This window comes from Pseudomonas helleri (assembly GCF_045830615.1).
In the GTDB taxonomy this organism is placed as follows: domain Bacteria; phylum Pseudomonadota; class Gammaproteobacteria; order Pseudomonadales; family Pseudomonadaceae; genus Aquipseudomonas; species Aquipseudomonas helleri.
On sequence record NZ_CP174501.1, the window covers coordinates 488,190 to 500,576 of the forward strand.

Here is a 12,387-nt window from a genome sequence, read left to right on the forward strand (position 1 = left end):
AAGGAACGATGGAAGTAGCCGCTAAGTTGTCGGGCGCTCGAATCTCCGCCCAGAAAGCCCGCTTGGTCGCCGACCAGATCCGCGGGAAGAAGGTGGGCGAAGCGCTCAACCTGTTGGCTTTCAGCAACAAGAAAGCCGCCGAGATCATCAAAAAAGTGCTGGAGTCGGCCGTAGCCAACGCCGAGCATAACGAAGGCGCTGACGTTGACGACCTGAAAGTCGCCACCGTTTTCGTCAACGAAGGGCGTTCGCTGAAGCGCATCATGCCGCGTGCCAAAGGCCGCGCTGATCGCATCGTCAAGCGGTCTTGCCATATCACTGTCAAGGTTGCTGACAAGTAACGGAGTCGAAGAGATGGGTCAGAAAGTACATCCCATTGGCATTCGCCTGGGAATCGTCAAGGAGCACACCTCCGTCTGGTACGCAGACGGCCGGACTTATGCGGACTACTTGTTCGCTGATCTGAAGGTGCGTGAATACCTCCAAGACAAACTAAAAAGCGCGTCCGTAAGCCGTATCGATATCCATCGTCCGGCCCAAACTGCACGCATCACCATCCACACCGCTCGTCCAGGTATCGTTATCGGGAAGAAAGGTGAAGATGTTGAGAAGCTGCGTCAGGACCTGACCAAGCAAATGGGTGTGCCTGTGCACATCAATATCGAAGAGATCCGCAAGCCGGAACTCGACGGTATGCTGGTTGCGCAGAGCGTAGCTCAGCAGCTGGAGCGTCGTGTAATGTTCCGTCGCGCGATGAAACGCGCTGTACAGAACGCTATGCGCATTGGTGCCAAAGGCATCAAAATCCAAGTGAGCGGTCGTCTCGGCGGTGCTGAAATCGCACGTACTGAATGGTATCGCGAAGGTCGTGTGCCATTGCACACCCTGCGTGCCGACATCGACTATGCCAACTACGAAGCTCACACCACTTACGGTGTGATCGGTGTAAAGGTTTGGATCTTCAAAGGCGAAGTAATCGGTGGTCGCCAAGAAGAGCTGAAGCCACAAGCACCAGCGCCTCGTAAAAAAGCTGCTAAGTAAGGGGTACGCAAAATGTTACAACCTAAGCGTACGAAGTTCCGCAAGCAAATGACTGGCCACAACCGTGGCTTGGCACTGCGCGGTAGCAAAGTCAGCTTCGGCGAGTATGCGCTGAAGTCTGTTGCTCGTGGTCGTCTCACCGCTCGTCAGATCGAATCAGCGCGTCGTGCACTGACCCGTCACGTTAAGCGTGGCGGCAAGATCTGGATCCGTGTATTCCCGGACAAGCCTATTTCCAAAAAGCCTCTCGAAGTTCGGATGGGTAAAGGTAAGGGTAACGTGGAGTACTGGGTTGCCCAGATTCAGCCAGGCAAAGTCCTGTATGAAATCGAGGGTGTTTCTGAAGAGCTGGCGCGTGAGGCTTTCGCCCTGGCTGCTGCAAAGCTGCCGCTCGCCACCTCCTTTGTTAAGCGGACGGTGATGTGATGAAAGCGAATGAACTTCGTGAAAAATCCGCACAGCAGCTGAACGAGCAACTGCTCGGCTTGCTGCGCGACCAGTTCAATCTGCGCATGCAGAAAGCAACTGGCCAGTTGGGGCAGTCGCATCTGCTCTCGCAAGTTAAGCGTGACATCGCTCGCGTGAAGACTGTGCTCAAACAGCAGGCAGGTAAGTAATCATGGCTGAAGCCGAAAAAACTGTCCGTACGCTGACTGGCCGTGTTGTCAGCGACAAGATGGACAAGACCATCACCGTTCTGATCGAACGTCGCGTTAAGCACCCGATCTACGGTAAATACGTTAAGCGTTCGACTAAGCTGCACGCGCACGACGAAACCAATCAGTGCCACATCGGCGACAAAGTCACTATTCGTGAAACTCGTCCGCTGGCCAAGACTAAGTCTTGGGCTCTGGTTGATGTTCTCGAACGCGCTGTGGAAGTCTAAGGACTAGGGGTCGGAGAAATTATATGATTCAGACTCAATCCATGCTCGATGTGGCCGATAACAGCGGCGCACGCCGTGTTATGTGCATCAAGGTGCTGGGTGGCTCCCATCGTCGTTACGCTGGTATCGGTGACATCATCAAAGTTACCGTCAAGGAAGCAATTCCTCGCGGTAAAGTGAAAAAAGGCCAAGTGATGACTGCTGTAGTAGTCCGCACTCGTCACGGCGTACGTCGTGCTGATGGCTCCATTATCCGCTTTGATGGCAACGCTGCTGTTCTTCTGAACAACAAGCAAGAGCCGATCGGCACCCGTATCTTTGGGCCAGTGACCCGTGAACTTCGCAACGAGAAGTTCATGAAGATCGTCTCGCTCGCCCCAGAAGTGCTGTAAGGAGATCCGACATGCAAAAGATTCGTCGTGACGACGAGATCATCGTGATCGCCGGCAAAGACAAAGGTAAGCGCGGTAAGGTGCTTAAGGTTCTCGCTAACAACCGTCTGGTTGTTGGTGGTCTGAACCTGGTTAAGCGTCATACCAAGCCTAACCCGATGTCGGGCGTGCAAGGCGGTATCGTCGAGAAAGAAGCTCCACTGGACGCTTCTAACGTGGCCATTTTCAACGGCGAAACCAACAAGGCTGACCGCGTTGGTTTCAAAGTAGAAGAAGGCAAAAAAATTCGTGTCTTCAAGTCGACCCAAAAAGCGGTTGATGCTTGAACACTGCTAGGTAGATGAGACCATGGCACGACTAAAAGAGATTTACCGGAAGGAAATCGCTCCGAAACTTAAGGAAGAACTTAAGCTTTCGAACGTGATGGAAGTTCCGCGCGTTACCAAAATCACCCTGAACATGGGCTTGGGCGAAGCGATCGGCGACAAAAAAGTCATCGAGCACGCAGTAGCTGATTTGGAAAAAATCACCGGTCAAAAAGTTGTTGTGACCTACGCTCGCAAATCCATCGCTGGCTTTAAAGTCCGTGAAGGTTGGCCGATCGGCGTCAAAGTAACTCTGCGCCGTGAGCGTATGTACGAATTCCTGGATCGTCTGCTGTCGATCTCCCTGCCTCGGGTTCGCGACTTCCGCGGCCTGAATGCCAAGTCCTTCGATGGTCGTGGCAACTACAGCATGGGCGTTAAAGAGCAGATCATTTTCCCGGAAATTGACTACGACAAAATCGATGCTCTTCGCGGTCTGGACATCACCCTGACCACCACTGCTCGGACGGATGACGAAGGTCGCGCATTGCTGCGTGCTTTCAAATTCCCGTTCCGCAACTGATTGGAGTAGGACCATGGCCAAGATGAGCATGAAAAACCGCGAGCTGAAGCGTCAGCTCACGGTTGCCAAGTTCGCCAAGAAGCGTGCTGAGCTGAAAGCTATCATCGTTGATCTGAACGCAAGTCCAGAAGCACGTTGGGAAGCTCAAATCGCTCTGCAGAAGCAGCCACGTGACGCAAGCGCTTCGCGCATGCGTAACCGCTGCCGCCTGACTGGTCGTCCGCACGGTGTTTACCGCAAGTTCGGCCTGGGCCGTAACAAATTGCGTGAAGCAGCAATGCGCGGTGACGTACCAGGTCTGGTTAAAGCTAGCTGGTAAGGCGTACCGACAAAGTTATCGCTGTCGGGGTCGCAAGATCCTGACAGCCGGTGACCTTGTACTTGAATCAAGCCCCTATTGGGGCTTGATTCATTTCTGGCGTGTGTCTAGAATGACCGGCTCGCCAGAGCCTGTGCTTTTTGAGCACAGAGTCACTCGGTGACAGTTGTAGCCGCAAGGCTAATTCTTTTTGTATCAGGAGCGTCTAGCCCATGAGTATGCAGGACCCGTTAGCGGACATGCTAACTCGAATCCGTAATGCCCAGATGGCTGAAAAGTCTGTCGTAAGCATGCCGTCTTCCACGTTGAAGGTAGCTGTAGCCAAAGTTCTGAAGGACGAAGGTTACATCGCGGATTTTCAGATCAGCAGCGAAATCAAACCACTGCTGTCTATCGAGCTGAAGTACTTCGAAGGCCGTCCGGTTATCGAAGAAGTTAAGCGCGTTAGCCGTCCAGGTCTGCGTCAGTACAAGTCCTCCGATGATCTGCCAAAAGTTCGTGGCGGCCTCGGTGTGTCCATCGTCTCCACCAACAAAGGTGTGATGACGGATCGTGCTGCGCGCGCTGCCGGTGTCGGCGGCGAAGTTCTTTGCACAGTGTTCTAAGGGGGGATAAGCATGTCACGCGTCGCTAAGAACCCCGTTAAGCTGCCAGCTGGTGTCGAAGTTAAATTCGCCGGCCAACAGCTTTCGGTGAAGGGTGCTAAAGGCACTCTAGAACTGAACATCCATTCGTCGGTTGAAATCGTTGAAGAAGCTGGTGAGCTGCGTTTCGCTGCTCGCAATGGCGATCAACAAACTCGCGCAATGGCTGGTACCACTCGTGCGTTGGTAAACAACATGGTCCAAGGCGTAAGCCAAGGCTTCGAGCGCAAGCTCCAGCTGGTAGGTGTTGGTTACAAAGCGCAAGCAAAAGGCACAGTGCTGAACCTGGCTCTTGGCTTCTCGCACCCAGTGGATTACGAACTGCCGGAAGGCATCACCGCTGAGACTCCTAGCCAGACCGATATCCTGATCAAGGGCATCGACAAGCAGCTGGTAGGTCAAGTGGCCGCTGAGATCCGCGACTTCCGTCCACCAGAGCCTTACAAAGGTAAAGGTGTGCGTTACGCGGACGAAGTCGTCCGCCGTAAAGAAGCCAAGAAGAAGTAGGGCCTAGCAAATGACCGACAAAAAAGTTACTCGACTGCGTCGCGCTCGCAAAGCACGTCTGAAAATGCACGAACTAGAAGTCGTGCGTCTCTGCGTGTTCCGCTCTTCGCAGCACATCTATGCCCAGGTCATCTCGGCCGACGGCAGCAAAGTCCTGGCAAGCGCCTCGACTTTGGACAAAGAACTGCGTGATGCTGCCACTGGCAACATCGACGCGGCCACAAAGGTTGGCCAGCTGGTCGCTACGCGTGCAAAAGCCGCTGGCGTCTCGCAGGTGGCTTTCGACCGCTCTGGCTTCAAGTACCACGGCCGCGTGAAAGCGCTGGCTGAGGCTGCTCGTGAAGCTGGGCTGGAGTTCTAAGTTATGTCAAATAACGACCAAAAGCGCGACGAAGGCTACATTGAGAAGCTGGTTCAAGTTAACCGCGTAGCCAAAACCGTTAAAGGCGGCCGTATCTTCACTTTCACCGCGTTGACCGTGGTTGGTGATGGTAAAGGGCGCGTTGGCTTCGGCCGTGGCAAGTCACGTGAAGTGCCTGCTGCGATCCAGAAGGCAATGGAAGCTGCTCGCCGCAACATGATTCAAGTTGACCTGAACGGCACAACTCTGCAGTACGCAATGAAGTCCGCTCACGGCGCTTCGAAGGTGTACATGCAGCCTGCTTCTGAAGGTACCGGTATCATCGCTGGCGGCGCTATGCGTGCTGTCCTCGAAGTTGCTGGCGTTCAGAACGTTCTGGCTAAGTGCTACGGCTCGACTAACCCGGTAAACGTGGTTCACGCCACTTTCAAAGGTTTGAAAGCTATGCAATCTCCTGAGTCCATCGCTGCTAAGCGTGGCAAAAGCGTCAAGGAGATCTTCTGATCATGGCTACCGTAAAAGTAACGCTGATCAAAAGCATGACCGGCCGCATCCCTAACCACAAACTGTGCGTTAAGGGTCTGGGTCTGCGTCGCATCGGTCACACTGTAGAAGTCCAGGATACTCCCGAGAATCGCGGGATGATCAACAAGGCTTACTACATGCTGCGTGTCGAGGGTTAATCGATGAAACTCAATGATCTGAGTCCAGCGCCGGGTTCCCGTCGCGAAAAGCATCGTCCGGGCCGTGGTATCGGTAGTGGTTTGGGTAAGACTGGTGGCCGTGGTCACAAAGGTCAAACTTCCCGCTCCGGTGGCACTATTGCTCCAGGCTTTGAAGGCGGTCAACAGCCGCTGCATCGTCGTCTGCCTAAGTTCGGTTTCGTTTCCCTGAAAGCTATGGATCGCGCAGAAGTGCGTCTGTCCGAGCTGGCTAAAGTGGAAGGCGACATCGTAACTCTGCAGACCCTGAAAGATGCCAACGTGATCAACGTCAACGTACTGCGTGTGAAAATCATGCTGTCCGGTGAAGTTACTCGCGCTGTCACAATCGGCAAGGGAATCGGCGCCACCAAAGGTGCGCGTTCGGCTATCGAAGCAGCTGGCGGCAAGTTCGAGGAATAAATGGCTAAGCAAGGTGCTCTCTCAGCGCTCAGCAAAGGCGGGTTATCCGAGCTCTGGGCTCGTCTGCGTTTTCTATTCCTGGCGATTATCGTCTACCGGATAGGCGCACACATTCCAGTTCCAGGCATTAACCCCGACCGGCTGGCGGACCTGTTTCGACAGAATGAGGGGACCATACTTAGCTTGTTCAACATGTTTTCCGGCGGTGCGCTGGAGCGGATGAGTATTTTTGCGCTGGGGATCATGCCGTACATTTCGGCATCGATCATCATGCAGCTTATGTCCGCTGTCAGCCCACAGCTGGAGCAGTTGAAGAAGGAAGGTGAAGCTGGTCGTCGCAAGATAAGCCAGTACACCCGCTACCTCACTGTCGCTCTCGCTCTCGTCCAGGCCATTGGCATGTCCATTGGTCTGGCAGGGCAGGGCGTAGCGTTCACTGGTGATCTAGGCTTCCATTTCGTTGCAGTAACCACATTTGTGGCAGGTGCAATGTTCATGATGTGGCTGGGTGAGCAGATTACTGAGCGTGGTGTTGGCAACGGTATCTCGATGTTGATTTTTTCGGGTATCGTCGCCGGTCTTCCGAGAGCAATTGGGCAGTCTTTTGAGTCTGCGCGTCAGGGCGATATCAATATCTTCGCCTTGGTTGCTATCGGTTTGCTGGCAGTAGCGATTATCGGTTTCGTGGTGTTCATTGAGCGTGGTCAGCGTCGTATTGCTGTTCACTACGCCAAGCGTCAGCAAGGCCGCAAGGTGTTTGCTGCGCAGACTAGCCACCTACCGCTGAAAGTGAATATGGCCGGTGTTATTCCGGCTATTTTTGCGAGCAGCATTTTGCTGTTCCCGGCTTCGCTGGGTGCCTGGTTCGGTCAGTCTGAAGGTATGGGCTGGTTGCAGGACATCTCGCAGTCGATCGCTCCTGGTCAGCCGTTGAATATTCTGCTGTTTAGTGCAGGGATTATTTTCTTCTGCTTCTTCTATACGGCGTTGATGTTCAATCCGAAAGACGTAGCGGAAAACCTGAAGAAGTCCGGTGCCTTTATTCCGGGTATCCGTCCAGGTGAGCAGTCGGCACGCTATATTGATGGCGTTTTGACTCGTTTGACTCTGTTCGGTGCTCTTTATATGACGGCCGTATGTCTGTTGCCCCAGTTCCTGGTGGTTGCGGCAAACGTTCCGTTCTACCTTGGCGGGACCTCGTTGCTGATCGTGGTCGTGGTTGTTATGGACTTTATGTCGCAAGTACAATCGCACCTCGTTTCGCACCAGTACGAATCCCTGATGAAGAAAGCCAACCTGAAGGGCTACGGCAGCGGCATGCTGCGCTGAAGTTCCCATAAGGTTAGAGGAGTTGGTGATGAAAGTTCGTGCATCGGTGAAAAAGCTGTGCCGTAACTGCAAGATTATTCGCCGCGAAGGTGTTGTTCGGGTAATTTGCAGCGCGGAACCACGTCACAAACAGCGCCAAGGCTGAGTGTGATCTGTTTGAAGCCCAGCAGCTAGTGCGCTGCTGGGTTGATTATTTGTTATTACAGCGATATTATCTCGCGCCCTATTTCTTGGCTTCCGGGGCGTAGGTAGCTGTCAATTGGAGTCCCACTGAATGGCCCGTATTGCAGGCGTTAACATTCCAGATAACAAGCACACTGTTATCTCGCTGACCTACATCTTTGGTGTTGGTCGCACTACTGCACAGAAAATCTGTGTGGATGCTGGTGTAAACCCAGCCGCTAAGATCAAGGATCTGAGCGACGAGCAGATTGAGTTGCTGCGTGGCGAAGTGGCAAAGTTCACCACTGAAGGTGACCTGCGTCGTGAAGTCAACATGAAAATCAAACGCTTGATGGACTTGGGCTGCTACCGCGGTCTGCGCCATCGTCGTGGTCTTCCAGTGCGCGGTCAGCGTACCAAGACCAACGCGCGTACTCGCAAAGGTCCGCGTAAGCCGATCCGCAAGTAATCGCACCAGCGAATCGACAGGAATTTAGTCATGGCAAAACCTGCTGCTCGTCCTCGTAAAAAAGTAAAAAAGACAGTGGTTGATGGCATCGCCCACATCCACGCGTCTTTCAACAACACAATCGTGACCATCACCGACCGTCAGGGTAACGCGCTTTCTTGGGCTACCTCCGGTGGTTCGGGTTTCCGCGGTTCTCGCAAGTCCACCCCGTTCGCTGCTCAAGTAGCTGCTGAACGTGCTGGTCAAGCTGCGCTGGAATATGGCCTGAAAAACCTTGACGTTAACGTTAAGGGCCCAGGTCCAGGTCGTGAGTCCGCTGTCCGTGCTTTGAACGGCTGTGGCTATAAGATCGCCAGCATCACCGACGTGACGCCAATCCCGCACAACGGGTGCCGTCCGCCGAAGAAGCGCCGCGTGTAATCCAGGAGACTGTAAAGAATGGCTCGTTACATTGGTCCAAAATGCAAACTGGCACGTCGTGAAGGCACTGATCTCTTCCTGAAGAGTGGTGTGCGCGCTATCGAATCGAAGTGCAATATTGAAGCTGCTCCAGGCATCCACGGCCAACGCCGCGGTCGCCAATCCGACTACGGCACCCAACTGCGTGAAAAGCAGAAGGTCCGTCGTATCTACGGCGTTCTCGAGCGTCAATTCAGCGGCTACTACAAACAAGCTGCTGGCAAGAAAGGCGCAACTGGCGAAAACCTGTTGCAACTGCTCGAATGCCGTCTGGATAACGTCGTATACCGTATGGGCTTCGGTTCTACTCGTGCCGAATCCCGTCAGTTGGTATCGCACAAGTCGATCAGCGTAAACGGTCAAACCGTTAACGTTCCGTCCTACCAGGTTCGTGCTGGTGACGTGGTCGCTATCCGCGAGAAAGCAAAGAACCAGCTTCGCATTGTCCAAGCTCTCGATCTGTGTGCCCAACGTGGCCGCGTAGAATGGGTAGAAGTAGACACTGAGAAGAAGTCGGGCGTTTTCAAGAACGTTCCAGCTCGCAGTGATCTGTCCGCCGACATCAACGAAAGCCTGATTGTCGAGCTCTACTCCAAGTAAGGGCTAGAAAATAGGTGCATCCATGCAGATTTCGGTAAATGAGTTCCTGACACCCCGCCACATTGATGTGCAGGTTGTCAGTCCAACCCGCGCTAAAATCACTCTCGAGCCTCTCGAGCGTGGTTTTGGCCACACCCTGGGCAACGCGCTGCGCCGCATCCTGTTGTCCTCAATGCCAGGCTGTGCAGTAGTCGAGGCCGAGATTGATGGTGTGCTCCACGAGTACAGCGCCATCGAAGGTGTACAGGAAGACGTAATTGAAATCCTGTTGAACCTTAAAGGTCTGGCTATCAAGCTGCACGGCCGTGACGAAGTTACGCTGACCTTGTCGAAGAAGGGTTCGGGGGTGGTTACCGCTGCCGATATTCAGCTGGATCATGATGTCGAGATCGTTAATCCCGATCACGTAATCGCCAACCTGGCGTCTAACGGCGCCTTGAACATGAAGCTCACCGTAGCTCGTGGTCGTGGTTATGAACCAGCCGACTCGCGTCAGAGCGATGAAGACGAAAGCCGCAGCATCGGTCGCTTGCAGCTCGACTCTTCGTTCAGCCCGGTTCGCCGTATCGCATACGTGGTGGAAAACGCCCGTGTCGAGCAGCGTACTAACCTGGACAAGTTGGTAATTGATCTGGAGACCAACGGTACACTGGATCCTGAAGAGGCTATCCGTCGTGCTGCAACCATCCTGCAACAGCAGTTGGCTGCATTCGTCGACCTCAAAGGTGACAGCGAGCCAGTGGTTATCGAACAGGAAGACGAGATCGATCCGATCCTGCTTCGTCCGGTTGACGATCTGGAACTGACCGTGCGTTCGGCCAACTGCCTTAAGGCGGAGAACATTTACTACATTGGTGACCTGATTCAGCGCACCGAAGTAGAACTGTTGAAGACTCCGAACCTGGGCAAGAAATCCTTGACCGAAATCAAGGACGTTCTGGCCTCCCGTGGTCTGTCCCTCGGCATGCGCCTCGACAACTGGCCGCCTGCAAGTCTTAAGAAGGACGACAAGGCGACTGCCTGATCGTCGTAATCACCGAACGTTGTGTTTGGTAAGGAATGAACCATGCGTCATCGTAAAAGTGGTCGTCACCTGAGCCGCACTAGCTCGCACCGCAAGGCTATGTTTCAAAACATGGCAGTGTCGCTGTTCGAGCACGAGCTGATCAAAACGACTCTGCCGAAAGCCAAAGAACTGCGTCGCGTTGCTGAGCCGCTGATTACTCTGGCCAAGATTGATTCTGTTGCTAACCGCCGTCTGGCTTTCGACCGTACTCGTTCGAAAGCTATGGTTGGTAAGCTGTTCAACGATCTGGGCAAGCGTTATGCAACTCGTGAGGGTGGCTACCTGCGCATCCTCAAGTGCGGTTTCCGCGCTGGCGACAACGCGCCTATGGCGTACGTCGAGTTGGTTGATCGTCCAGTTGGCGGTGAAGCTGTATCCGCTGAGTAAGACGTCAGTCTCTACAAAGAACCGGGCCTAGTGCCCGGTTTTTTGTGTCTGTTCGATTGTAAAAAGCTATTGAGTTCGACAATTTAATGCATTTGCCCACACAGGTATCGTGGTCAATACTCTTCCTCAGCCGATTAGCCGGCAGCATCAAGACTGACTGAGGAAGGATTAGCATGAGCCAGACCAAAACCCTGACGACCGCCAGCGGCGCCCCTGTTGCTGACAACCAGAACTCTCGTTCGGCTGGGCCTCGGGGCCCGTTGTTGCTCGATGACTTTCACCTGATCGAAAAACTCGCGCACTTCAACCGCGAAAATATTCCAGAACGTCGCGTGCACGCCAAAGGTTCGGCTGCCCATGGCACGTTCACACTGACCCGTGACATCAGCCAATACAGCAGCGCCAAGCTGTTTGACACCGTTGGCAAGCAAACCCCGACCTTCTTGCGCTTCTCAACCGTCGGCGGTGAACGTGGCTCTGCTGACACCGAGCGCGACCCGCGTGGTTTTGCCCTCAAGTTCTACACCGAAGAAGGCAACTGGGACATCGTGGGCAACAACACCCCGGTTTTCTTCATTCGTGATCCGCTGAAATTCCCTGACTTTATCCATACCCAAAAACGCTTACCGCAAAGCAACTTGAAAAGTGCGCAGATGAAGTGGGATTTCTGGTCGCATTCACCAGAATCGCTGCACCAGGTCACCATCCTGTTCTCGGACCGCGGCATTCCTGATGGCTACCGCCATATGCACGGTTTTGGCAGTCACACCTACAGCCTGATCAATGCGGCCGGTGAGCGTCATTGGGTTAAGTGGCATTACAAAACCAAGCAAGGCATCAAGAACTTGCCACCAGAAGAAGCCGCACGTCTGGCAGGTACTGACCCGGACTACGCCCAGCGCGACCTGTTCGAAGCCATCGAGCGTGGTGACTATCCGAAATGGCGTGTATGCATCCAGATCATGACCGAGGCCCAAGCGGCAACGCATCGCGATAACCCGTTTGATGTGACTAAAACCTGGTCGCAAAAAGAGTTCCCGTTGATCGAGATCGGCGAACTTGAGCTCAACCGCAACCCGCTCAACTACTTTGCAGAAGTTGAACAGGCAGCGTTTGGCCCAAGCAACATGATCCCGGGTGTAGGTCTCTCCCCTGATCGCATGCTCCAAGGCCGTGTATTCGCTTACGCGGATGCGCACCGCTACCGTGTCGGCACCAACCACCAGCACCTGCCCATCAACGCCCCGCGTGTGCCTGCGCACAACTATCAGCGTGACGGTTCGATGGCCTATGGCAACAATGGTGGTGCTGCGCCTAACTACGAACCCAACAGCTACGCTGACGCGCCCAAGCAGGCCCCGCAGTATGCTGAACCACCCTTGGCGCTCAGTGGCGCAGCAGACCGCTACGACCACCGTGAAGACACCGACTACTACAGCTACGCCGGTGCTCTGTTCCGCTTGATGAATGATGACCAGAAAGCCCTGCTCATCAACAACATCGCCGGTGCGATGGAAGGCGTGACCGACGACGTTGTTCAGCGTCAGTTGCAACACTTCCTCAAAGCAGACCCGGCCTACGGTCAAGGCGTTGCCAAAGCCTTGGGTGTAACGGTGAAGTAAGTCTAAGTGAGAAGCAGAACCGCCCTCAAATGGGCGGTTTTTGCGTTATTTAGACGTGTTTTCTGTGCAAATTAGCGTTTTTATTGCGATTGATCCGTGACCTCTCAGTCAGCTTGGTTCAAACTACAGCC

The 12,387-nt window shown here is 54.0% G+C and carries 23 protein-coding genes; all 23 read left to right on the forward strand.

From position 1 onward, the window contains the following. Window positions 1–8: 8 nt before the first annotated feature. The 23 genes from rplV to ACJJU9_RS02390 all read left to right on the forward strand — a co-directional run bounded on the left by rplV (window position 9) and on the right by ACJJU9_RS02390 (window position 12,256). On the forward strand, window positions 9–341 hold the full coding sequence (gene rplV, locus ACJJU9_RS02280; protein ID WP_003444373.1) for a 50S ribosomal protein L22: 333 nt from the start codon (window positions 9–11) through the stop codon (window positions 339–341). Between the two features lie 13 nt (window positions 342–354). Next, window positions 355–1,041 (forward strand): 30S ribosomal protein S3, encoded by a 687-nt coding sequence (gene rpsC / locus ACJJU9_RS02285; protein ID WP_003176422.1) that lies wholly within the window; start codon window positions 355–357, stop codon window positions 1,039–1,041. Between the two features lie 12 nt (window positions 1,042–1,053). Then, window positions 1,054–1,467: a 50S ribosomal protein L16 gene (gene rplP, locus ACJJU9_RS02290; protein WP_019409905.1), complete on the forward strand. Its 414-nt coding sequence runs from the start codon at window positions 1,054–1,056 to the stop codon at window positions 1,465–1,467. Beyond that, window positions 1,467–1,658: a 50S ribosomal protein L29 gene (gene rpmC / locus ACJJU9_RS02295; RefSeq protein ID WP_003444371.1), complete on the forward strand. Its 192-nt coding sequence runs from the start codon at window positions 1,467–1,469 to the stop codon at window positions 1,656–1,658. The genes rplP and rpmC overlap by 1 nt, the downstream gene beginning before the upstream one ends. 2 nt (window positions 1,659–1,660) lie before the next feature. Then, entirely contained in the window at window positions 1,661–1,927 is a 267-nt protein-coding gene (gene rpsQ, locus ACJJU9_RS02300) for a 30S ribosomal protein S17 (RefSeq protein WP_003176419.1), read from the forward strand. A gap of 23 nt (window positions 1,928–1,950) precedes the next feature. After that, complete coding sequence (rplN, locus tag ACJJU9_RS02305) at window positions 1,951–2,319, forward strand: 50S ribosomal protein L14 (protein WP_011063774.1); 369 nt, start codon at window positions 1,951–1,953, stop codon at window positions 2,317–2,319. Between the two features lie 11 nt (window positions 2,320–2,330). Further along, complete coding sequence (gene rplX, locus ACJJU9_RS02310; RefSeq protein WP_048373841.1) at window positions 2,331–2,645, forward strand: 50S ribosomal protein L24; 315 nt, start codon at window positions 2,331–2,333, stop codon at window positions 2,643–2,645. 22 nt (window positions 2,646–2,667) lie between these two features. Continuing rightward, complete coding sequence (gene rplE / locus ACJJU9_RS02315) at window positions 2,668–3,207, forward strand: 50S ribosomal protein L5 (protein WP_003186044.1); 540 nt, start codon at window positions 2,668–2,670, stop codon at window positions 3,205–3,207. A gap of 13 nt (window positions 3,208–3,220) precedes the next feature. Next, the gene (gene rpsN, locus ACJJU9_RS02320; protein ID WP_048373839.1) at window positions 3,221–3,526 is read left to right on the forward strand and encodes a 30S ribosomal protein S14; all 306 of its coding nucleotides are present in this window, start codon (window positions 3,221–3,223) and stop codon (window positions 3,524–3,526) included. A gap of 212 nt (window positions 3,527–3,738) precedes the next feature. Continuing rightward, window positions 3,739–4,131 carry a 30S ribosomal protein S8 gene (rpsH, locus tag ACJJU9_RS02325; protein WP_048373837.1) on the forward strand — a complete coding sequence of 131 codons (393 nt, stop codon included), beginning with the start codon at window positions 3,739–3,741 and terminating at the stop codon, window positions 4,129–4,131. Window positions 4,132–4,143: 12 nt separating this feature from the next. After that, the gene (rplF, locus tag ACJJU9_RS02330; RefSeq protein ID WP_003176412.1) at window positions 4,144–4,677 is read left to right on the forward strand and encodes a 50S ribosomal protein L6; all 534 of its coding nucleotides are present in this window, start codon (window positions 4,144–4,146) and stop codon (window positions 4,675–4,677) included. Window positions 4,678–4,687: 10 nt separating this feature from the next. After that, on the forward strand, window positions 4,688–5,038 hold the full coding sequence (rplR, locus tag ACJJU9_RS02335; RefSeq protein ID WP_003444364.1) for a 50S ribosomal protein L18: 351 nt from the start codon (window positions 4,688–4,690) through the stop codon (window positions 5,036–5,038). A gap of 3 nt (window positions 5,039–5,041) precedes the next feature. Further along, on the forward strand, window positions 5,042–5,542 hold the full coding sequence (rpsE, locus tag ACJJU9_RS02340) for a 30S ribosomal protein S5 (RefSeq protein ID WP_003186035.1): 501 nt from the start codon (window positions 5,042–5,044) through the stop codon (window positions 5,540–5,542). Between the two features lie 2 nt (window positions 5,543–5,544). Then, window positions 5,545–5,721 (forward strand): 50S ribosomal protein L30, encoded by a 177-nt coding sequence (gene rpmD, locus ACJJU9_RS02345; RefSeq protein ID WP_003176408.1) that lies wholly within the window; start codon window positions 5,545–5,547, stop codon window positions 5,719–5,721. 3 nt (window positions 5,722–5,724) lie between these two features. Then, complete coding sequence (rplO, locus tag ACJJU9_RS02350) at window positions 5,725–6,162, forward strand: 50S ribosomal protein L15 (protein WP_048373834.1); 438 nt, start codon at window positions 5,725–5,727, stop codon at window positions 6,160–6,162. After that, window positions 6,163–7,491 carry a preprotein translocase subunit SecY gene (gene secY / locus ACJJU9_RS02355; protein ID WP_003444361.1) on the forward strand — a complete coding sequence of 443 codons (1,329 nt, stop codon included), beginning with the start codon at window positions 6,163–6,165 and terminating at the stop codon, window positions 7,489–7,491. Between the two features lie 28 nt (window positions 7,492–7,519). Beyond that, complete coding sequence (gene rpmJ, locus ACJJU9_RS02360; protein ID WP_002555468.1) at window positions 7,520–7,636, forward strand: 50S ribosomal protein L36; 117 nt, start codon at window positions 7,520–7,522, stop codon at window positions 7,634–7,636. A gap of 129 nt (window positions 7,637–7,765) precedes the next feature. Continuing rightward, window positions 7,766–8,122 (forward strand): 30S ribosomal protein S13, encoded by a 357-nt coding sequence (rpsM, locus tag ACJJU9_RS02365; protein ID WP_048373831.1) that lies wholly within the window; start codon window positions 7,766–7,768, stop codon window positions 8,120–8,122. Window positions 8,123–8,152: 30 nt separating this feature from the next. Then, window positions 8,153–8,542 carry a 30S ribosomal protein S11 gene (gene rpsK / locus ACJJU9_RS02370; RefSeq protein WP_002555466.1) on the forward strand — a complete coding sequence of 130 codons (390 nt, stop codon included), beginning with the start codon at window positions 8,153–8,155 and terminating at the stop codon, window positions 8,540–8,542. A gap of 18 nt (window positions 8,543–8,560) precedes the next feature. After that, entirely contained in the window at window positions 8,561–9,181 is a 621-nt protein-coding gene (gene rpsD / locus ACJJU9_RS02375) for a 30S ribosomal protein S4 (protein WP_003444359.1), read from the forward strand. A gap of 22 nt (window positions 9,182–9,203) precedes the next feature. Next, window positions 9,204–10,205, forward strand: a complete 1,002-nt coding sequence (locus tag ACJJU9_RS02380) for a DNA-directed RNA polymerase subunit alpha (protein WP_003176403.1) — start codon at window positions 9,204–9,206, stop codon at window positions 10,203–10,205. A 42-nt stretch (window positions 10,206–10,247) separates the two neighbouring features. Continuing rightward, a complete protein-coding gene (gene rplQ, locus ACJJU9_RS02385; RefSeq protein ID WP_016779185.1) occupies window positions 10,248–10,634 on the forward strand; it encodes a 50S ribosomal protein L17 in 387 nt (128 codons plus the stop codon). Between the two features lie 173 nt (window positions 10,635–10,807). Beyond that, window positions 10,808–12,256, forward strand: a complete 1,449-nt coding sequence (locus ACJJU9_RS02390; RefSeq protein ID WP_048373827.1) for a catalase — start codon at window positions 10,808–10,810, stop codon at window positions 12,254–12,256. Window positions 12,257–12,387: the final 131 nt, after the last annotated feature.